Genomic DNA, 20922 nt, shown 5'->3' with positions numbered 1-20922 from the left:
ATAGCTTTTTTTTGCTTTTTTAGCGCTCTAATCTCTCATTATTTTAGAAAATTCGTTATAATGAGTATAATTCATGGGGACAAGGGGGGAGAAAATTCATGGTTCTACATCAATTTACACAAGCATTACGAGAGTTTGATAATGTGTTAATTACCGATGAAAAAGGCTGCGCAATTTTTTATGATTTAGCAGATTTAAATATATTGTTAGAGATTGGTTTAACACCAGATGAATTTTTCCAAAAAACCGTGACTGATAGCTATCAAAATTTATCAACTGAAACAAGTACAATTTTTAAAGTACTGCAAACAGGGGAACCAATCATTTATTTTGAACAGGTTCTGACGACGTTAAATGGCTTTAGTTATACATCGCTAAGCTCAACCTATCCGATTATCGAAGATGGAGCAATTATTGGCGCTATTGAGTTTTCAAAGCATTTTTATGAGAGTAAACAAATAAAATATTTGGATCATTTCCTCGGACATAAATTATACCGAGATAACCATACAAATTACCGTTTAGAAGATTTAATTTCTGTGAATGCAGAAATGAAAGCTCAAACTGAGAAGGCTCGCCGTGGTGCAAAGAAAAATTCATCTATTCTGATTACAGGGGAAACAGGTACAGGGAAGGATATTATAGCGCAAGGTATTCATAATGAAAGCGAGCGTTTTACGAAGCCGTATATTGTGCTCAATTGTTCCATATTGACAGAGGATAATATTTTTTCACAGCTTTACGGTATCGAGGCTGAAGGAAAACAAGGAAAACTGCAGGAGGCTAATGGGGGCACCTTACTTATTGATCAGTTAAATATGCTGGATTTATCATTACAGGCAAAATTACTGCATGCGGTAGATTTGAAAACGCTGAATGGGGAGCCGTTAGATATTAGATATATTACAACGGTCAATGAAGATTTAGATAAACTTTTAGCAGAAAAAAAATTACGTGAGGATTTGTTTTATCGTCTGAACGTTATGCAAATAGATTTGCCACCGCTTCATATGCGCAAAGAAGATATACCTGCTATTCTTGATTTTTATATTCAATTTTATAATGAGCATACAATTCAAAAAGATGTTCGTTATAGTGAAGAGGTACTTCAATTATTTTATGAATATCATTGGCCAGGAAATGTGCGTGAACTAAAAAATGCGCTAGAAACGGCCTATAACAACTTAACAGGACAAGAAATTTTACTGGAGCATATTCCAGAGCGCATCGTAAGAATGGTGCAGCAAAAAGCTCAGCCGTCCATGCCTAATATCCATTCAGGACATTTAAGGGATTTAACAGAAGCTTATGAACGCCTAATTATTGCTGAAAAATTGCGTGAAACAGAAGGGCGCTTAGCAGAAACAGCCCGCCGTTTAGGCATCTCACGTCAGCTACTTAAATATAAATGTTTAAAATATGAGTTGTTGTAAAATTTTTTTTACAAAAAGGAGATAAAAATTTATCTCCTTTTTTCATTGCTAAAAGTTTTTTATGATTTAGATAAATCTTATGTAAATTTTGATGATGTTTAAAGGGACAGTGTATTGTTCGCCTGTAACATAAGTAATTTAAAAACTTGCTATTAACATGCCAGTTCTCACTAACTTTTATCCTACTACAGTCTAGTGGATTCGCTTGTATTATGCATCCCATCAGCTTTTGAGTAGGTGCTTTATTACATATAGTAGTGAAAACCGACGACCTAACGAAAACGACCTTGGTGTTGAAGAAATAGGAGTTGAAAAATAATGAAAATCTTTCGCAATGCAAAAATTTATACAGCCAATTCCGAATGTCAATCTGCTACTGCAATGGTGATTGCTGATGGCAAGATTCAATGGCTAGGTTTAGAAGAAGATATGCCTTCATATGAAGGAGAAATTATAGACCTACAAGGAAAAGTTATTATTCCAGGTATTATCGATGCGCATATGCATCCAATAATGTTGGCGGATGTACTTGAGCAAGTAGCTTGCCTACCACCACAAATTCTTTCAATCGAAGAAATGATTGTAGCTTTGCAAAATTACGATGCTAGTCAACGTGGCTGGATTTTAGGCTGGGGCTACGATGAAGGAAAGCTGGCTGAGAAACGTGCACCACTAAAGGCAGATTTAGATCGTGCATCAACAGAATTACCAGTTATCGTTATGCGTACATGTGGACATATTATTTCTGTAAATAGTAAAGCACTAGAAATTGCAGGTATTACAAAGGACACGCCTAATCCGCAAGGTGGACAAATTGACCGAGACCAAAACGGTGAGCCGACAGGCGTGCTACGTGAAAATGCGCGCAATTTAGTACTACAACATTTACCATCACCATCTGAAGATGAAATTGTAGCAAGACTTGTGAAACTATCTCATATTTTAGCTTCCTATGGCGTAACAAGTATTACAGAAATGATGGCAACGGTAAGTCCGCTTGATTATTTAAGCATATATCGTAAGGCGCGTATTAAAGGTTTGAAGCAACGTGTCGCTGTTAATTATGTATGGGATGATATACAAAAGCATGATTTATTAGTAGAAGAAAATATAGATCGCCAAGCAGGTGCATATATAGGCGGAATTAAGTTATTTTCGGATGGTAGTGTATCAGGACGTACAGCGCTTGTCTCTGAACCATTTTTAAACAGTTCTGAAACAGGTATTGCCATGACGACAAAAGAGGAACTTTTAGCCGCGTCTATTGAAGCAAGGAAGCATGGTATTCAATTAGTCGTTCATGCAATGGGCGACAGGGCTATAGACTTAATTGTTGATACTTTCTATGAAGAACAAGCGTGGTTAACAGATGCGCCATCTGTCCGTATCGAACATGCTGCAATGCCGTCAGAGAGCGCCTTGAAGAAGGCAGCAAAATGGGGCATCGGCTTTGTGCCACAGCCAATCTTCTTATTTTGTGAAATTGAAAGCTACTTACAAAATCTCGGCCTAGAGAAAACGCAAACGTTATATGGTGTGCAAACATTTTTACAGCAAGGCATTGCTACAGCTTTATCATCTGACGCACCTGCGACATCTTGGGCAGAAGCAGCCAATCCTTTCGTAACGATTCAGGCAGCTGTTACACGTACTGCATATGATGGTACAGATTTAGGTGCCGCAGAACGTATTTCAGTAGAAGAAGCATTACAGCTTTATACGGCGGATGCGAAAACGATGATACGTATGGAAAAGGTCGGTCAGCTAAAAGAGGGTTATGAAGCGAATTTCTTTGTATTAGCGGAAGACCTTCGTGAAATATCACAAGACCAGATTATGCATGTGAAGCCACTTGCTACTTATATTGAAGGCGAGTGTGTTTTTAAACAGTAATTTTTGCTAGCATGAACCTATTATTTTGTTATGAAGATGTTGTCGCTGCTACGACACATTTCATATATATCGCCATCCCCATAATCATAGAAAAGAAAAAGGTACCTCATAAGTTTTGAAGTACCTTTTTCTTATTAGAGCAAAAGAACTTAAATTACAATGATTCACAAGATCCTGTGCTTTCAGCCATTTTACGTACTTTTTTCTCCGCCTTTTTTCGTTCACGTAATACTCGGAAAAAGTCGGTTAAAATTTGACCACAGTCTTCAGCCAAAATACCTTCTGTAACATCACATTCATGGTTAAAACGGGCATCGTTTAATAAATGATAGAGCGAATTGACACATCCAGCTTTTATATCTCTCGCACCATATACAACACGAGGCACTCGTGACTGCAAAATGGCACCTGCGCACATGGGGCAAGGTTCCAATGTGACATAGAGTGTTGTTTGTTCAAGGCGCCAACTACCTATTTTTTTACATGCCTCTTGAATAACCATTAATTCAGCATGCGTTGTAGCATTTTGGGTTGTTTCACGTAGATTATGTGCTTTAGCAATGACTTCTCCTTCATATACAAGAACGGCTCCTATTGGCACCTCGCCAAGCAAGGCAGCTTTTTTAGCTTCTTCTAAGGCTTGGCCCATAAACATAAGGTCTGTTTCATAATTATCCACTAGTATCTCTCCTTACAAATAGTGTATCACGCGTGTGGGGTTTTGTGTTTTGCTTTGAATTGACATTACTAAAATAACCATATATATTTATATATGAACACATGCTCATATATAAATACAATATTGGGGGAACGGAATATGGATGAACAAGTTAAACAGGTAGAAATAGAGAGCGGAAAGGGACAGCACTTAGATGAAGAAACGCTATTTGTTGTATCTCAAACGTTTAAAGCATTGAGTGATCCGACAAGAATACGTATTTTAAATTTATTATGTTCAGATGAGCACTCGGTCAATGACATCGCTGAAATATTAGACTTAAGTCAATCAACCGTATCTCATCAGTTACGATTTTTAAAAAATTTAAGATTAGTAAAATTCAGGAGAGAAGGAACAAGCTTATATTATTCAAAAGATGATGATCACATCATGAATTTATTGAAGCAAGCAATTGAACACGCGACGCACAACTAAAAGTTTTGTATTAATAAATTTTTGGAGGGGAAAACTATGGGGCATAATCACGATCACGGCCATGATCATACACATGGCGCAAATAAAAAGGTACTTTTGTTATCCTTTATAATCATTACGAGTTATATGGTTGTTGAAGCGATTGGTGGGGTTTTAACAAATAGTTTGGCGCTTTTATCAGACGCTGGACATATGCTAAGTGATTCAATTTCATTAGCGATTGCACTACTTGCTTTTATGTTTGGAGAAAAAGTAGCTAGCTTTAGTAAAACATATGGCTATAAAAGGTTCGAGATTTTAGCTGCAGTATTAAATGGCGTGACATTAATATTAATAGCATTATTTATTTTTTATGAAGCAATTGAGCGTTTTGCTAATCCTCCAGAAGTGGCAACGACAGGGATGCTAATTATTAGTGTAATTGGCCTTCTAATAAATATTTTAGTTGCTTGGATTATGATGCGCGGTGGCGATACACAAGACAATTTAAATATGCGCGGAGCATTTTTACATGTTCTTAGCGATATGCTTGGCTCTGTAGGTGCCATCATCGCTGCATTAGTTATAATGTTTTTCGGCTGGGGATGGGCAGATCCGCTCGCAAGTGTCATTGTAGCAGTATTGGTACTACGTAGTGGATATTTTGTAACAAAGGCCGCTATCCATGTTCTGATGGAAGGAACACCGTCAAATGTTGATGTACAGGAAATCATTCAAATAATGGAGCAAAATGAAGCTGTACAAAGTATCCATGACCTTCATATTTGGACGATTACTAGTGGCACAAATGCACTTTCCTGTCATGCAGTTGTCGATAGCCAACTAAGCATTGGGGAAAGCGAGCATATATTACGAGAAATTGAACATAATCTTGAACATAAGGGTATAAAGCATGTAACGATACAACTGGAAACGGTAGCGAATCGTCATGATGAGTCAATTTTATGTAATATAAAAAGTGAGCAAGCTCATCACGATCATGATTAAAAAATAAAAAAAGTAAATTGCCTACTTTACATACCCTTCGTGGGTATAGTATGATAATAATCAAATAGGAGGTGAAGCAGTTGGAGGACACAGTGAAAGATGATGCTTGTCATACGGAAGAAACTGCGTCGTGTCGAAAAAGTCACCACCCTGAGCGCGTAAAAAAGGATTTAACGACTCGTTTAAATCGAATCGAGGGTCAAATCCGAGGCATTAAGGGGATGATCGAAAAGGACGTTTACTGTGATGATGTTATAACGCAGTTGTCTGCCACGCAATCAGCTTTAAATAGCGTAGCGAAAATTTTATTAGAAGGTCATTTAAAAGGCTGTGTCGTAGATCGCCTATCTGAAGGTGATGAAGCGGTCCTAGATGAGTTAGTAGTGACCATTCAAAAATTAATGAAAAAATAATAATTTTTTAGGGTATATACTCTTATATAGCATTTTAATTTAACTTAAAGGAGAGGTATTTATGAAAAACGTAACATTAAACGTACAAGGAATGTCATGTGGACATTGTGTTAATTCAGTAGAAAAAAGTGTCGGTGCACTAGCTGGTGTAGAACAAGTAAAAGTAAATTTGGCTGATGGTTTGGTAGATGTAGCATTTGACGACGCACAAGTATCACTTGCGCAAATTAAAGAAACGATTGACGATCAAGGTTATGAGGTAGAATAAGATAAGTAGGGTGCTCAAAAAGCACTCTATTATTTTCAAATCTATATACCCCTAGTCGGTATGTGATGAGGAGGAAAGGTAATGAGTTCTGAGTTCAAGGAAACGAATTTACAAATTACAGGTATGACTTGTGCAGCATGTGCTACTCGAATAGAAAAAGGATTAAAAAAAATGGAGGGTGTCGAGCAAGCAACTGTAAACTTAGCGCTTGAAAAGTCCTCTATAAAATATAATCCAGCAAAATTGAGTGAAGCAGATTTTGAAAAAAAGATTGAAGCATTAGGTTATGGTGTGGTGAAACAAAAAGCGGAACTAGATATTACAGGTATGACGTGCGCTGCTTGTGCCACACGCATAGAAAAAGGTTTAAATAAACTGTCAGGCGTTTCAACGGCTTCTGTAAACTTGGCTCTTGAAAAAGCAACAATCGAATTTAATCCAACAGAAGTTTCTGTATCTGACATTATCGGAAAGGTAGAGAAATTAGGATATGGGGCTCATCAGAAGGCGGATGAGCAAGCAACCGAAGATTATCGAGAAAAGGCTATAAAACAACAGCAACAAAAACTTATTTTCTCTGCCATTCTTTCGCTACCATTACTTTGGACGATGGTTGGCCACTTTTCTTTTACATCATTTTTATACGTCCCTGATTTTTTAATGAATCCTTGGGTGCAATTAGTGTTAGCTACTCCGGTTCAATTTATTATAGGGAGACAATTTTACGTAGGGGCATATAAAGCACTACGTAATGGAAGTGCCAATATGGATGTTCTTGTCGTTATGGGGACCTCTGCGGCGTATTTCTACAGTGTTTATCAAGCAATTGTCACAATCAATTCGCATCACGGCCCACATTTATATTTTGAAACGAGCGCCATTTTAATTACGTTAATATTATTAGGTAAATTATTCGAGGCAAAAGCTAAAGGTCGCTCATCGGAAGCTATAAAAAAACTAATGGGCCTTCAAGCTAAATCCGCTATCGTTGTGCGCGACGGCGTAGAAAAAGAAGTACCGTTAGAGGAAGTTGTAATAGGTGATATTTTATTAGTGAAGCCAGGTGAGAAAATTCCAGTTGATGGTGCCGTTTTAGAGGGTACAACGGCCGTTGACGAATCCATGCTAACTGGGGAAAGTCTACCGGTCGATAAAAAGCAAGGCGATTTATTATACGGTTCAACAATTAATAAAAATGGTTTTGTGAAAATGTCGGCTACAAAAGTTGGACGTGATACAGCACTTGCACAAATTATAAAAGTCGTTGAAGATGCACAAGGCTCAAAAGCACCTATTCAACGTTTAGCAGACCAAATTTCCGGCATTTTTGTACCAATTGTTGTTGGTATTGCTATTGTCACTTTCCTTATTTGGATTCTATGGGTAAAACCAGGAGAGTTTACACCGGCACTTGAAGTTTTAATAGCTGTGCTAGTCATTGCTTGCCCTTGTGCGCTTGGCTTAGCGACACCAACATCTATTATGGCAGGCTCAGGTCGGGCTGCTGAATTTGGTATTTTATTTAAAGGTGGCGAGCATTTAGAACAAACGCAACGCATTGATACAGTCGTTGTCGATAAAACAGGTACCGTTACACACGGAAAACCGGTGTTAACGGACGTCGTACTAGCAGCCAATCAAGAGGAAGCACATGTTCTTTCATTAATTGGCGCAGCGGAGAAACAATCGGAACATCCGTTAGCACAAGCAATTGTTCAAGGAATTGAGGATAAAGGTATCGAGCTTGGCGATGTTCAATTTTTTGAGGCAATTCCAGGCTATGGTGTGCAAGCAACAGTTTCTGGTCAAGGTGTTGTAATCGGAACACGTAAATTAATGCAACAATACGATATTAATATTGAGCATATATTGCCAACAATGGAGCATTTCGAGGAGAGCGGTAAAACTGCAATGTTGGCTGCTATTAATGGTCAATATGCTGGTCTTGTTGCTGTAGCGGATACGGTAAAAGATACTTCCAAAGAAGCTATTCATCGTTTACAGGAAATGGGTATTACGGTCATTATGATGACGGGCGATAACAAACGGACTGCACAGGCAATTGGAGATGAGGTTGGTGTTAATCATGTTATCGCGGAAGTACTCCCAGAAGGAAAAGCCGATGAAGTGAAAAAACTTCAAGCTGCAGGTAAAAATGTAGCGATGGTAGGGGATGGCATTAATGATGCACCTGCATTAGCAACAGCACATATTGGGATGGCTATTGGTACAGGTACAGACGTAGCAATGGAAGCCGCTGATATTACGTTAATTCGTGGAGATTTAAATAGCATTGCGGAAGCAATCATTATGAGTCGTAAAACAATGCGCAATATTAAACAAAATCTATTTTGGGCATTTGCTTATAATACATTAGGTATACCTATAGCGGCAATGGGTCTACTTGCACCATGGGTAGCAGGCGCAGCTATGGCATTCAGCTCAGTATCTGTTGTATTAAATGCCTTGCGTTTACAACGAGTGAAATTATAGTGCCAGGCACTCAAACAATTCTCAAACAATTTTCCAAGTAAAAGTCCACGAAGATACCTCCTTAGAACGCAGTACCGTAAGATGCAACAAAGTGAGCGAATTACGAGGGGAAAGTTTATAGTATGCCCGCGGAAAACGCCCACCGTAGTGGAAATTTACAGCAGTATTTGTCTAAAGTCTGGACCCACTACGGTGGGTCTTTTTTTATTGGATTATCTATTAAGCGTGCATATTAAAAAATGTTAAAAATTGAGATTCACGTTGATTCTGTTTTTCATTTTCTCACTATGATACAATGAAAAGCACTGATTCATTTTTAGTTTTATACAATATAGCCTTAAAATAAGGGCATAATTGACTCATAGAATTCTAAACATAAAGGAGGAACTTCTAGTGACGGTTCCATTTGTTGCGGTAGAAGGTCCGATTGGTGTAGGCAAAACTTCTTTGGCAAAAGAGGTATCAGCGACATTTAATTACCATCTATTAAAGGAAATTGTAGACGAAAATCCGTTTTTAAATAAGTTTTATGAAGATATTGAGGAATGGAGCTTCCAAACGGAAATGTTCTTCCTATGTAATCGCTATAAGCAATTAACAGATATCAAAAAATTGCGGTTAGCACAAAAAACGGCAGTGGTATCTGACTATCATATTTTTAAAAATTTAATTTTCGCGAAGCGTACGTTGGCACCTGCTGAGTATGAAAAGTATGAAGAAATCTATCAAATTTTAACGAAAGATATGCCTGTGCCAAATGTAGTTGTTTATTTACATGCTAGCGTAGATACGTTAATGCAACGTATTGCCAAACGAGGGCGTGAATTTGAGAAAATGATTTCCCGTGAATACATGGAGCAACTGGTAGCAGATTATCATACCTTTACTGAACATTTTGAGAAGATGCATCCCGAAATTCCCGTTATTCGATTCAACGGAGATCAACTTGATTTTGTGAAAAATCCGCAAGATTTACAATATGTTTTAAAAACAATTGAAGATACGTTACAACAAAGGAGCTTGCAATAATGAATTTGAGAGAGAAATACGATATTCCCCCACAAACTGTCATTACAATTGCTGGGACAGTAGGTGTAGGAAAGTCAACGATGACAAAGGCGCTGGCAGAAGCACTAAACTTCCGTACATCATTTGAAAAAGTAGACACAAATCCATATTTAGATAAATTTTATGATGACTTTGAAAAATGGAGCTTCCATTTACAAGTGTATTTCCTAGCTGAACGTTTTAAAGAACAAAAGCGTATTTTCGAATATGGTGGTGGCTTTGTGCAAGATCGCTCTATTTATGAAGATACAGGGATTTTTGCAAAAATGCACTTTGATAAAGGGACGATGAGTCCAATAGATTACGAGACATATCGTAATTTATTTGATGCCATGGTGATGACACCTTATTTCCCACATCCCGACCTAGTAATTTATTTAGAGGGGCCAATTGATGATGTAATTGGCCGTATTCAAGAGCGTGGCCGTGAGATGGAGCAGCAAACACCAAATGATTATTGGATTGAAATGCATGAGCGCTACGAAGATTGGATCAATAATTTTAATTCATGTCCTGTACTACGTTTAGATATTAATGATTATGATTTAATGAAAAATCCTGACGCAATTGAATCAATTGTGAGCCGCATCAGTCATATGCTAAAACAAACAAGTCATTTACGAAAATAGGAGTTTTTTTTCAATGCTTTAAAGTAAGGATAGCCATGCGTTCTGGCCGAAAGCGAAGCGGCAGGTGTAAACAAGTCATGACTTGTTTTTAAAATAAAAATTGTAAGACTAAATAAAAATTAAAAGACCAAAAGACGTGAGACAATACGAAGCCTATTGTTATCACGTCTTTTGTAATAGGAGGAATGACTATGAAAATCGCGGTATATTGTGGTTCAGGATTAGGCGTTAATCCCATCTATGCTGAAAAAGCAACTGAGTTAGGAACGGTTTTAGCGCAAAATGGACATGGTGTTGTATATGGGGGCTCTAAAATAGGATTAATGGGGAAAGTTGCAGATGCTACATTAATAGCAGGTGGAGAAGTTATTGGTGTCATGCCGACCCATTTACAGAAAAAAGAAGTCGTTCATGCTGCACTGACAGAAATTCATTTCGTAGAGTCAATGCATGTACGAAAGGCAAAAATGGTGGATTTAGCGGATGCCTTTATTGCGTTGCCAGGTGGTGGCGGTACATTGGACGAATATTTTGAGGTATTTACATGGGCCCAGATTGGATTGCATGAAAAGCCGGTTATTTTATTTAATGTGAATGGGTTTTATGATGCGCTACTACAGCATTTTAATCGAATGTTAGAGGAAGGCTTTATCCGCGCAGAACACAAAGCATTAATTCGTGTAGCCACAACAGCGGAAGAAGTTTTAACATTGATAGAATAAAAAATAATATGATTATAGTACCAAAAATGAAAATTTATAGTATTTTTAATATGCAATTAGTTATATTATAATATATAACAATATAATTTTTCATAAAAGAAAGTGCGGGATGACTCACACTAGTAAATTGGGACGATGGAGGTGGATTAAATGAAAAAGAATGATACACAAGTCACAGATGATTTAGTCGTTCAAGCAATTGAACGTAATATAGCTATTATCCGTTTTGATATGAATCGTAAAGTGGCTTATGTAAATGAGCTGTTTGCGAAAACGATGGGCTATTCAGTAGAGCAAATGATAGGAAAAGACCATAGAGAATTTTGTTTTCCTAACTTTTTAAAAAGCCCTAACTATGAAAAATTTTGGCGCAACCTAGCAGCGGGTAATAGCTATCAGGATAAAATTGAGAGAATGGATGCGCTAGGCAATAGTGTTTGGCTTGAGGCGACTTATATGCCTGTATTTGAGAATAACTCAAGAAGAGTCATTGGCGTATCTAAAATCGCAACGAATGTTACGAATCGTCAAAAAACGATAGTCAATGTAGCAGATCAGTTGAAGCAAATGTCCACCGAGCTTTATAGTCGTTCAGAGGCAGGCATAAAAAATAGTGAGAGTTTACTTGAAACTATTCAACAAGTATCGAAGGAATCTTCAGAGAATGTAAAAAATCTTGCCCAATTACAAAATCAGGCGGAATCTATTAAAGGTATTGTAAAAACCATTCAAGGTATTGCATCACAAACAAACTTACTCGCTTTAAATGCAGCAATTGAAGCCGCAAGAGCTGGTGAGTACGGAAGAGGTTTTGATGTTGTAGCGAAAGAGGTTCGGAAACTTTCAGTAAGAGTTGAGCAATCCATTTCAGAAGTGAAAGAAAATGTGGAAGGAATTGTTCGTGAAATCGGGCAAGTTACGGAAAGCATTACACGCATTTCTGAAGAAGTTGAAAAGTCAAATGGGCAAATAAATGTAACGACAAGTGATTTTGCTGAAATTGCCTCTGCTGCAGAGGCATTAGATGAACGATCAAAACAATTTATTGAGATAATTTAAAACAAGCGTGCGGCAAGTGGCAATTATGCCAACAATGCCTCAGGCTTTTTTAACTTCTGATAAAAGTAGTTAGGGTAGGTAGGATACCGAGGAATTAGCCATACCATTCGTGAAAACAACATTGAATCATCTATTTTCTTTATAAATAATACCAAAAGTTTCCTAAATATATTGAAATAGTAGCTGCATTTTATTTACAATAATTGTGGAAGGGCTTCATAAATCATAATAGGGGTGTTGTGCATGACAAAGGTGGAAGTAAGTTTCAAACATTTACCAACTACAGCAATTTCAGATGCAACCGGGGGCCATACAAATTTACGAAGTAATATTAAAGCGTTAGCGGATCATTTTAAAATAGCAGGGCGAGCGGTTACTGTACGTTTACCAGACGGGGAAAATGGAGCTGTACTTGAAGCCATTCGAGCTGCTAATGAGGGCGATATTTTAGTTATTGATGCAAAGGGGAATACAAATCGAGCTGTAGCAGGGGATTTTGTTATGTCCTTAGCAAAAGGTATTGGTGTACAGGGCTTTGTAGTAGACGGTGTTATTCGTGATATTGCTGCCATTCGAGAGTTGGATTTCCCTGTATTTGCACTTGGTACTACTGTTGCTGCTGGCAATAAAAATGGTGGTGGTAAAGTCAATGTGCCAATTGCTATTGGCGGTGTAACAGTGCAGCCTGGTGATTATATTATTGGCGATGTCGATGGCGTCATTGTTGTCCCACAGGAGGATGCGGAGCGCATTGTAGCGGCCGCTGAGCTGAAAGTGGAAAAGGATGAAGTGCGTGCTCAAGAAGCACATGCAAACGGCAAAGAGTCTATTATTGCGTATTTAGATAAAGTATTAGGAAAATAAAAAAATCCTCACGATGCATTAGTCCATCGTGAGGATTTTTTCTGGTATTAAGCTAAATTTTCATTGTTTTTAAAGTAGTTTTTCATTTTTTCTTTATCTAAGCGGCCTTCCCATTTCGCCATTACTAATGACGCTAAAGAGTTACCGATTACGTTTACTACTGTACGTCCCATATCAAGAATACGGTCAATACCTGCAATGAATGCTAAGCCTTCGATTGGAATACCAACAGTACCTAAAGTTGCAAGTAATACTACGAATGATACGCCTGGTACACCTGCAATTCCTTTAGATGTAACCATTAACACTAGCATTAACGTAATTTGTTCCCCAATGCTTAAATGAATACCATACATTTGGGCAATGAATAATGCAGCGATCGCTTGATACAATGTTGAACCATCCAAGTTAAAGGAATAACCTGTAGGAATAACAAAGGAAACAATATCTTTCGGTGCACCTAGTTTCTCCATTTTCTGCATTACACGTGGTAATACGGCTTCCGAACTAGCAGTGGAGAATGCTAAAATTAATTCGTCTTTTAATACTCTAATCAAGTAGAAAATGTTGACTCCCGCAAATTTTGCTACAAGACCAAGTACTATGAAGATGAAGAATATCATCGTTGCATAAACAAGTATTGCAAGCTTACCAAGCGGGATGAGGGAAGCAAACCCATATTTGGAAACGGTTACACCGATTAAACCAAATACCCCAATTGGAGCGAATTTCATTACAAGGTTAGTTACCCAGAACATCGCGTCTGCTACACCTTGGAAGAAGTCTAAAACTGGTTTTCCTCGCTCCCCAATTGCAGCTACCCCTAAACCAAAAATAACAGAGAAGAAAATGATAGCAAGCATATTGCCTTCAGCCATTGATTGAATAATATTTGTTGGTACAATGCCTACAATAATATCAAATGGTCCTTCATGCTGTACTTCTTCAGTTGTTGTAACGTATTTCGAAATATCCCCTTGCGAAAGTTCGTTCATATTTATGCCAGCACCTGGGTGAAACAGGTTTGCTGAAAGTAATCCAACAACAATTGCTACTGTTGTAATAATTTCAAAGTATATAAGCGTCTTTCCGCCTAATCTTCCGAGCTGTTTAATGTCTCCAGTTCCAGCAACACCAACAATTAAAGTCGAAATAATAATAGGTACCACAATCATCTTAATTAGATGTAGAAAAATATCTCCTAGTGGTTGTAAATATGTCTCAATTTTGGGGTTACCATAAAAGATACCACCAACAATAATCCCTAAAATTAAACCGATTAGAATTTGAGCGGCTAAACTGAGTTTAAATTTCTTTTTCAAAATCTTAATTCCTCCCCTATATTAAAATTTTTAGGACATGCCTTACTTTAATAATACGGAGGACTTATAAAATCCGACAAAATCCGAGAAAATTAATTTACTTTTGTTAAAATGTCTGAATATAACACCTGTATAAACTTCTTGATATTGACCTTTGCTTTGCGATTTCCATGGTCTTCAATCTGTGTCATGAGCTGACGAATCTCTTTAAAGTCAAAGTATCGAGGTGCATAATATTCAAATTCTGAGTTTGTATAATCGACTACCCCTAAATTGGCGAGATTAATCATCGCTGCTAAAATTGTTCGACGCACTCGCTGTTCAATGGCTTTGCTCTCTTTTAATATTTCATCTGGGGTGGCCTTCGTAACAGCTGCTATTTCCTCATAGAGCTCTTTTAAAGGAGGCAGTGGTGCAATCTTATGTTGATGTGCTAGCAATGTTTCAATAATCGCTATAATATCCTCGCTGCCAATCTCACCGACAATACCCATATCATTTAAAATAGATTGGATATGATCTCGTGATGTGGCTTTATTGTTTATCTGCTCACTTAGGTCGATGTTAGTCAGCGATTGCCGAATAACTAAAAGAGAGTTTTTTAGGCGGAATTGTTCTGTAGTTTTACGTAAAACATTTTCAACTTCAATACGGTTAATCGGTTTATGGATAAAGAAGTCAATACCTTGTTCATACGCCTCACCAACCATTTCTTTATTTACAACCTGAGAAATCATAATAAATTGTCCTTCAAATCGATTTTGAAGAAGATTCTCCACTGTAGCTATACCATCAAGCTTAGGCATAAGTAAATCGATTAGCACAAACTCTGGCTGTGTCATTAATATTTGAGGAATGGCGTCCACTCCATTACGTGCTTCGCCGATGACTGTACCTAAACCACTATCTTCAATAATTTGTTTTAGCATCACGCGACTTGCACGATCATCATCTACAATAAAATACCTCATTTAAGTCTCTCCCGTTTGAATAGTTTGCGTAGGAATTATAATTTTAAACACTGTTTTAAAGTTATTTGATTCAACTGAAATAGAGCCGTTTAATTTAGAAATTAATTCAGCAACATGTGAAAGTCCAATTCCTGTAGCTGCTACACCTTCGACATTATATTTTGTCGTATAGCCAGGTTCAAAAATAATAGAAAGATCACTTTCGGAGATTCCTTTTCCATCATCACTAACTGTTATTACAGTATCAACCTCTTGTTGCTGAATATCAATTGATATGACACCTTGTCCTTCTATTGCTTCAATGGCATTGGCAGTTAAATTGTTTAATAGCGCTAGAAGGGCGATATGTTCATTCGTTAGAAAATCGGTCTTTAAAGTAATGTTAAATTGAATATCTTTACCGAGTAATTCACTATATTTACTATTACCGTCTTCTATATAATGTAATAATTCTGATAATCTTAGAGAGCCAAAGCTCTTATCGCCGACAATCTTAGATATACCTGCATAAATACGTTGGGAATCTTTTTTCACCTCATGAATTTCCTGGGCAATATGAAGTGCCTGTATACTTTCTGAGCGATTGCCCTGAGCTTTTAATTGGCGATATAAATCAAATCCATTAGCGGTAATTGCTTCAATATGATTCATAGACTTTTTTAAATAAAGTGTCTCTACATATAAGTCTGAACCAATAGTAAGTATTTCTTGTACCCGCTTTTTTTGCTCAGCAATTAAAATAGAGCTATAAATACCGACAACAAAAAAGCTTCGTAACAAAGCAACAGCTAATAGGATGAGAAGGTCATGAATGAATAAAATTGTATACGATTGTACAAAGAAACGTAGCAACTGTTCCGCTAAATTGCTAATAACCTCACTTAGCGCTACAAGTAATCCTAACTTAAGTGGCTTTTCACGATATTGATGGATATTTAAAAACTGCAGACATATTGCAAATAATAAATAAAATGTAGCTGCAGGTAAATGAATATAAATACCTTCTAATATGGATATGTTTTGTGTATAAAAACTAATAGCCGCTCGTAAAGCAGTAGTTACAATGCTTGTTGCGATGCCAGCAAAAATAATAGGTGTTGGTTTAAGTAGTGTGCATAAAAAGAAAATTATAGTTCCCAACCCAAAACGAAAAGAAGTATTAGCGAATGGGATAATTTTAATTTCACTACCGAGAGCAGTTAATATGGCAATTAATAAAATCCATGTGAGGGAAGTGCGAGATAAAAAAAACTTCAAGTACATATTTAAAATCCTCCCTAAATTATTAGTAGAGCAAAATAGCTAATAAAAAAATACCACAACCTAAAAGGAAGTGGTATTTAATAAGTATGACATACAATTTTGAGCAAAAAAAAAACGGCTACATTATGTAGTCGGTATTTTAAAAAATGGAGGAGGTAGAGGGATTCGAACCCCCGCGCGGTGTTACCCGCCTGTCGGTTTTCAAGACCGATCCCTTCAGCCAGACTTGGGTATACCTCCATGTTATATTGCTGTGCTGTCTTATCGACAAGAACTAATTTATCATGTTTTAATTTTTCCGTCAACATCTTTTTTAAAAAAATAATGTTTGTTTATAATACTTATATTATTTTGTAAGAACGAATTTAAATAATTTGTGCAATTCGTTGCATTTTATGAGAACTGAAAGTATACTAGTTATTGCCGTGCTAGGTGGGAAGGTAGCGGTGTCCTGTAACTCGCAATCCGCTCTAGCGAGACTGAATTCCTTTTTCGAGGCTGTCCGTATTGTTTGGTCTGCCTTTTGCACGTAGTGTTGACGATTGGGTCCTGCGCAATGGATACCCATGAACCATGTCAGGTCCGGAAGGAAGCAGCATTAAGTGGCCTTATTCATGTGCCGCGGGGTTGCCTAATCTGAGCTAACGACAAGAGTAACGCTTATGTGCGGCTGTCGAAGAAAGGTGCACGGCATTAAATTGCCAATTCGAACGCATTCGTCTACTGTAGGCGAATGCGTTTTTTTTATATTCAAAAAAGGCCACTATTTTATAAACAAGGTAGCCGATGCTATAATGGTTTTATTAATATTTAAAAAGAAGAGGAGAGGAAATCATTGACGTATCAAGCATTTTACCGTGTGTATAGACCACAATCATTCCGAGAAATGTCAGGTCAAGCACATGTCAAAAGAACGCTGCAAAATGCTCTCCTAGCGAATAAAACAACTCATGCATATTTGTTTTCAGGACCTCGTGGAACCGGGAAAACAAGTACAGCCAAAATTTTTGCCAAGGCTTTAAACTGTGAACATGCTCCAGCAAGTGAACCGTGTAATGAGTGTGCAACTTGTTTAAGTATTACAGATGGTTCACACCCAGATGTTATCGAATTTGATGCGGCTTCTAATTCACGTGTGGAAGAAATACGTGACATTATTGAAAAAGTACGTTTCGCACCTGCAAGTAGCAGGTTTAAAGTGTATATCATTGATGAAGTGCATATGCTGTCTACAAGTGCCTTTAATGCGCTTTTGAAAACGTTAGAAGAACCACCACCACATGCTGTATTTATTTTAGCAACAACAGAACCTCATAAATTACCAGCGACGATTATTTCACGTTGCCAACGTTTTGATTTCAAACGACTTTCAACCAACGATATTATTGACCGTATGAAGGTTGTATTAGAAGACATTGAGCTGCCATTTGAAGAACAAGGACTTAAAGTAATTGCACAATCAGCTGCTGGCGGTATGCGTGATGCATTAAGTTTGTTAGATCAAGTTGTATCCTTCAGTGGCGAGATGCTGAAACTTGAAGATGCGCTCTTAGTCACTGGCTCAATTAGTCAAGATGTTTTCTATGATTTAGCAGAAGCGTTAAAAGTGAAAGATGTTGCACAAATGCTTGCACTTTTAGAACAGCTAATTGCAGATGGAAAAGATCCATTGCGCTTGTCGGAAGATTTAATTACCTTTTTCCGCGATTTGCTTCTTTTGCAAACGAGTGAGAATTTAGCTGAACTGTTAGAGCTAGTATCGCCGGAAGAGCGAGTGTTTGCGTTGGCACATGATTTTGCTCCGGATATGCTCTATGGATACATTGATATTTTAGCGAAAACACAACAAGAAATGCGTTTCTCTCATCATACAAAAATTTATTTGGAAACGGCATTGCTGAAAATGACTCAGTTTTCAGGTGGGGTAGTAAATCACAACGTTACGTCAAGCGAAGCGACAATGAGTCCAGAGCTTGCACAAAAAATAGTTGCACTTGAACAAATGGTGCAACAATTGTCAGCGCAATTACAAAGTGGTGCGCCATCACAATCTGTCCAATCTGCAAAAGAACAACGTCCTCGCGCAAAAAGTCCCAACGGCTACAAAGCGCCTACTGGACGTATACAAGAAGTGCTTAAGGATGCGACAAAGCAAGATGTCCAGCGTTTAAAAGCTGTATGGGCGCAAGCATTAAATCAATTGCAAAAGTCACAATCAGCTCTTTTAGCAGAAGCTGAACCTGTTGCGGCATCTTCGAGTGCTTTTGTGTTAAAATTCAAGTATGATATTCATTGTCAAATGGTTGCTGATAATCAAACGCTAAAAGCACAATTTACACAATTAATTGCAGGTCAAACGGGCACGATGTATGAAATGCTTTGTGCACCTGAAGAAACTTGGTTAAAGTTGCGTGAAGAGTTCATTCGTGATCATGGATTACAACAAAAGAAAGAACAGCTAGTGAATGATGATCCGAACGTTGAATTATTAGAACCACCACCGGCAGAAATGCCAGAAGAACCATTTATCGATGATGCACAACCACTTGCATCACAAGATCCACTTGTGACGGAAGCGGAAAAGCTATTTGGTAAGGATTTTATTGAAATTATTGAAGACTGATTACTTAGGAGGAATAGGTTATGCGTGGAATGGGAAATATGCAAGGCATGATGAAGAAAATGCAGAAAATGCAAAAAGAAATGATGGAAGCTCAAGAAGCTTTAAATGTAGAACAATTTGAAGGTGTTGCTGGCGGCGGTATGGTTAAAGTAACAGTTACAGGTCAACGAGAAGTTGTAGATGTGAATCTTGATACTTCAGTAGTTGATCCTGACGATATCGAAATGCTACAGGATTTAATTGTTGTTGCAACGAATGAAGCACTTAAAAAAGTGGAAGAAAAAACAAATGCAACAATGGGTAAATTCACACAAGGCATGAACCTTCCATTCTAGGAGGTAACAATATGTATTACCCAGAACCAATATCTAAATTAATCGATAGTTTTATGAAATTGCCAGGTATCGGGCCGAAAACCGCGGCCCGACTGGCGTTTTTTGTGTTAACAATGAAAGAGGATGACGTTCTATCCTTTTCGAAAGCTTTAATAGAGGCAAAGCGTAATTTAAGTTATTGCTCTGTTTGTGGCAATATTACCGATATAGACCCATGTCATATTTGTACTGATAAACAACGTGACGCTTCTGTAATTTGTGTTGTCCAAGATACTAAAGATGTAATTGCAATGGAAAAAATGCGTGATTACCATGGTAAGTACCATGTGCTACAAGGAGCTATTTCACCAATGGATGGTATCGGTCCAGAGGATATTAATGTAGCCTCACTTTTAGTTCGACTACAAGATGAAACTGTACAGGAGCTTATTTTAGCAACTAATTCTACTATTGAAGGTGAAGCGACAGCTATGTATATTTCTCGTCTTGTCAAACCATCAGGCATCCGTACAACTCGTATCGCGCATGGATTACCTGTAGGTGGAGATTTAGAATATGCTGATGAAGTAACGTTATCGAAGGCAATGGAAGGCCGACGAGAGTTATGAGTGAGGGATTGAGATGTTCTTCCGCAATAAAGGAAAGCTAAAAAAAGAATTTGATGAAAAGCTTGTTAATCTTATTAAAGAAACAAAAGAAGATTTACAGCAAGCGAAAGTAATTGAAGAATTACTAAATGATTATGATTTAGAGATTATTGCTCAACGGAAAGCTGCTGAGAGTATACATTTCTATTTATTTAAAGAAGCTAGAATTCGGCGAGTGTTAATTAAATAATAGTCGAGAGTTATAGAAGCGACATAGGAATCATAAACTTACATAATTATTATCGAAGGAGGCAATTGGATGCCGTGGATCGTAATTGTAAGTGTTTGTGTACCTGTAGCGCTTCTTTTTCTTTATATAGTAGGAAGGCATGTTAAATTAGGAAAAGTATTAGAAGGGATATCTGTTTTTTGGTTCCGATTTGCATTTGCGTTTTTATTATTATTCATTATCCATTTAGGTGTTGGATATGGCGGGTATAATGTCCCTATCAACCTGTTTTCAGTGTTCACAATTGCAATATTAGGAATTCCAGGTGTGCTAGGAATCACTTTTTTAATATTTTTCTTATAAAAGACTTGCAAACTGTAAATGTTATGATATAGTAATAAGAGTCGTTAAGATAACAACTGAAACAACTTATATAAAACAAAAACAATTAAAATAAATTGTTGACATTGATTTTAAAAGATGGTATTATATAAGAGTTGCTGAAATACGAAGCGACAAAATGAACCTTGAAAACTGAACAAGCAAAACGTAATCAATATAGTTTTTATTAGCTAACTTCGTTAGTGAACGAAACAAAATTTTGGACATC

Annotated in this window: 21 protein-coding genes, 1 tRNA gene, 1 other RNA gene and 1 pseudogene; 19 read left to right on the top strand and 5 right to left on the bottom strand. The window is 37.3% G+C overall.

The features are described 5' to 3' along the window. Positions 1–98: 98 nt before the first annotated feature. Both ACQKNX_RS25415 and ACQKNX_RS25410 read left to right on the top strand, forming a co-directional pair. Positions 99–1433, top strand: a complete 1335-nt coding sequence (locus tag ACQKNX_RS25415; protein ID WP_427431316.1) for a sigma 54-interacting transcriptional regulator — start codon at positions 99–101, stop codon at positions 1431–1433. Positions 1434–1751: 318 nt separating this feature from the next. Continuing rightward, positions 1752–3326, top strand: a complete 1575-nt coding sequence (locus ACQKNX_RS25410) for an amidohydrolase (RefSeq protein WP_427431315.1) — start codon at positions 1752–1754, stop codon at positions 3324–3326. Between the two features lie 154 nt (positions 3327–3480). On the opposite strand, the gene tadA is transcribed toward ACQKNX_RS25410, so the two are convergent. After that, entirely contained in the window at positions 3481–3981 is a 501-nt protein-coding gene (gene tadA, locus ACQKNX_RS25405) for a tRNA adenosine(34) deaminase TadA (RefSeq protein ID WP_427431323.1), read from the bottom strand. Positions 3982–4143: 162 nt separating this feature from the next. On the opposite strand from tadA, the gene ACQKNX_RS25400 reads away from it, so the two are divergent. From ACQKNX_RS25400 to ACQKNX_RS25350, 11 genes and pseudogenes are all read left to right on the top strand, one after another. Then, a complete protein-coding gene (locus ACQKNX_RS25400) occupies positions 4144–4479 on the top strand; it encodes an ArsR/SmtB family transcription factor (protein ID WP_401022456.1) in 336 nt (111 codons plus the stop codon). 36 nt (positions 4480–4515) lie between these two features. Continuing rightward, a complete protein-coding gene (locus ACQKNX_RS25395; protein WP_427431314.1) occupies positions 4516–5466 on the top strand; it encodes a cation diffusion facilitator family transporter in 951 nt (316 codons plus the stop codon). Between the two features lie 80 nt (positions 5467–5546). After that, positions 5547–5879 (top strand): metal-sensitive transcriptional regulator, encoded by a 333-nt coding sequence (locus tag ACQKNX_RS25390; RefSeq protein ID WP_403058573.1) that lies wholly within the window; start codon positions 5547–5549, stop codon positions 5877–5879. Positions 5880–5940: 61 nt separating this feature from the next. After that, positions 5941–6147 (top strand): copper chaperone CopZ, encoded by a 207-nt coding sequence (copZ, locus tag ACQKNX_RS25385; RefSeq protein ID WP_427431313.1) that lies wholly within the window; start codon positions 5941–5943, stop codon positions 6145–6147. A gap of 81 nt (positions 6148–6228) precedes the next feature. Then, the gene (locus tag ACQKNX_RS25380; RefSeq protein WP_427431312.1) at positions 6229–8640 is read left to right on the top strand and encodes a heavy metal translocating P-type ATPase; all 2412 of its coding nucleotides are present in this window, start codon (positions 6229–6231) and stop codon (positions 8638–8640) included. A 393-nt stretch (positions 8641–9033) separates the two neighbouring features. After that, positions 9034–9669 carry a deoxynucleoside kinase gene (locus ACQKNX_RS25375; protein ID WP_427431311.1) on the top strand — a complete coding sequence of 212 codons (636 nt, stop codon included), beginning with the start codon at positions 9034–9036 and terminating at the stop codon, positions 9667–9669. Continuing rightward, a complete protein-coding gene (locus ACQKNX_RS25370) occupies positions 9669–10337 on the top strand; it encodes a deoxynucleoside kinase (protein ID WP_427431310.1) in 669 nt (222 codons plus the stop codon). Before ACQKNX_RS25375 ends, ACQKNX_RS25370 begins: the two co-directional genes overlap by 1 nt. Before the next feature lie 191 nt (positions 10338–10528). Then, positions 10529–11059: a TIGR00730 family Rossman fold protein gene (locus ACQKNX_RS25365; protein WP_427431309.1), complete on the top strand. Its 531-nt coding sequence runs from the start codon at positions 10529–10531 to the stop codon at positions 11057–11059. Positions 11060–11209: 150 nt separating this feature from the next. Beyond that, positions 11210–11584: pseudogene (locus tag ACQKNX_RS25360) on the top strand (PAS domain-containing protein); the annotation flags it as partial. Between the two features lie 42 nt (positions 11585–11626). Continuing rightward, complete coding sequence (locus tag ACQKNX_RS25355; RefSeq protein WP_427431322.1) at positions 11627–12118, top strand: methyl-accepting chemotaxis protein; 492 nt, start codon at positions 11627–11629, stop codon at positions 12116–12118. A 243-nt stretch (positions 12119–12361) separates the two neighbouring features. Then, positions 12362–12982 carry an RraA family protein gene (locus ACQKNX_RS25350; RefSeq protein WP_427431308.1) on the top strand — a complete coding sequence of 207 codons (621 nt, stop codon included), beginning with the start codon at positions 12362–12364 and terminating at the stop codon, positions 12980–12982. A gap of 47 nt (positions 12983–13029) precedes the next feature. On the opposite strand, the gene ACQKNX_RS25345 is transcribed toward ACQKNX_RS25350, so the two are convergent. The 4 genes from ACQKNX_RS25345 to ACQKNX_RS25330 form a co-directional block, all read right to left on the bottom strand. Then, complete coding sequence (locus ACQKNX_RS25345; protein WP_427431307.1) at positions 13030–14304, bottom strand: cation:dicarboxylate symporter family transporter; 1275 nt, start codon at positions 14302–14304, stop codon at positions 13030–13032. A gap of 92 nt (positions 14305–14396) precedes the next feature. Continuing rightward, entirely contained in the window at positions 14397–15275 is an 879-nt protein-coding gene (locus ACQKNX_RS25340) for a response regulator (protein WP_427431306.1), read from the bottom strand. Further along, positions 15276–16538 (bottom strand): ATP-binding protein, encoded by a 1263-nt coding sequence (locus ACQKNX_RS25335; RefSeq protein ID WP_427431305.1) that lies wholly within the window; start codon positions 16536–16538, stop codon positions 15276–15278. Positions 16539–16685: 147 nt separating this feature from the next. Further along, a tRNA-Ser gene (locus tag ACQKNX_RS25330) sits at positions 16686–16778 on the bottom strand. 183 nt (positions 16779–16961) lie between these two features. Here ACQKNX_RS25330 and ffs point away from each other — a divergent pair. From ffs to ACQKNX_RS25300, 6 genes are all read left to right on the top strand, one after another. Continuing rightward, positions 16962–17229: signal recognition particle sRNA large type (ffs, locus tag ACQKNX_RS25325), an RNA gene on the top strand. Between the two features lie 144 nt (positions 17230–17373). Next, positions 17374–19161 (top strand): DNA polymerase III subunit gamma/tau, encoded by a 1788-nt coding sequence (gene dnaX / locus ACQKNX_RS25320; protein WP_427431304.1) that lies wholly within the window; start codon positions 17374–17376, stop codon positions 19159–19161. A gap of 20 nt (positions 19162–19181) precedes the next feature. Continuing rightward, positions 19182–19496, top strand: a complete 315-nt coding sequence (locus ACQKNX_RS25315) for a YbaB/EbfC family nucleoid-associated protein (protein WP_340821475.1) — start codon at positions 19182–19184, stop codon at positions 19494–19496. An 11-nt stretch (positions 19497–19507) separates the two neighbouring features. Next, the gene (gene recR, locus ACQKNX_RS25310; RefSeq protein WP_228134235.1) at positions 19508–20104 is read left to right on the top strand and encodes a recombination mediator RecR; all 597 of its coding nucleotides are present in this window, start codon (positions 19508–19510) and stop codon (positions 20102–20104) included. A gap of 13 nt (positions 20105–20117) precedes the next feature. Beyond that, positions 20118–20333, top strand: coding sequence for a YaaL family protein (locus ACQKNX_RS25305; RefSeq protein ID WP_401015101.1), 216 nt, complete (start codon positions 20118–20120; stop codon positions 20331–20333). A gap of 69 nt (positions 20334–20402) precedes the next feature. Further along, complete coding sequence (locus tag ACQKNX_RS25300; protein ID WP_340821472.1) at positions 20403–20675, top strand: pro-sigmaK processing inhibitor BofA family protein; 273 nt, start codon at positions 20403–20405, stop codon at positions 20673–20675. Positions 20676–20922: the final 247 nt, after the last annotated feature.

Source organism: Lysinibacillus sp. NPDC093712, from assembly GCF_050280025.1.
In the GTDB taxonomy this organism is placed as follows: domain Bacteria; phylum Bacillota; class Bacilli; order Bacillales_A; family Planococcaceae; genus Lysinibacillus.
Note: the sequence above shows the minus strand (reverse complement) of the source record. Positions and strands in the feature narration are given on the sequence as shown.